Origin of the sequence: Rhizobium phaseoli, assembly GCF_010668805.1 — a bacterium.
In the GTDB taxonomy this organism is placed as follows: Bacteria; Pseudomonadota; Alphaproteobacteria; order Rhizobiales; family Rhizobiaceae; genus Rhizobium; species Rhizobium phaseoli_A.
On record NZ_WUFT01000155.1, the window covers coordinates 1 to 384 of the forward strand.

The window sequence follows — 384 nt, forward strand, 5'->3', positions numbered from 1 at the left end:
GCCATGAATTCGAGCGTATCGACGACTTGCGTCCAGCTCGCTTCGTTGTTGTCGCGCACACCGTATTGCGCGGAGATCGCAAGGCCCGAGCCCCAGATGCCCTTGAAGCCGGCTTCGCGCGCTATGCGTGCGGAGATGCCGTTGTGCGCTTCCATCAGGAATTCGAGTTCGTTGCTGGTGAGCATCTGGCGCAAGCGTGCGCTGCGCGACAGAGTGGAAACAAATGAGGGTTCGCGTGCGTTCATTGTGTGGCTCCTGATTTCGGCCCGAGTTAGCGCTTCAGCGCTTCATGCAAAGCCGGCCGCTGCAATTGCGGCAGGACTTCTTTAGTTGCTCGCGCAACGTCGTTGGGAAAATCGATTTCGATCCAGGGCAGGCCGGTGA

Annotated in this window: 1 protein-coding gene; it reads right to left on the reverse strand. The window is 59.1% G+C overall.

Annotated features, from left to right (window positions below; translation table 11 throughout):
* Positions 1-245, reverse strand: a 245-nt coding sequence (locus GR197_RS31825) for an isocitrate lyase/phosphoenolpyruvate mutase family protein (RefSeq protein ID WP_204330551.1), incomplete at its 3' end; no start/stop codon positions are given.
* Positions 246-384: the final 139 nt, after the last annotated feature.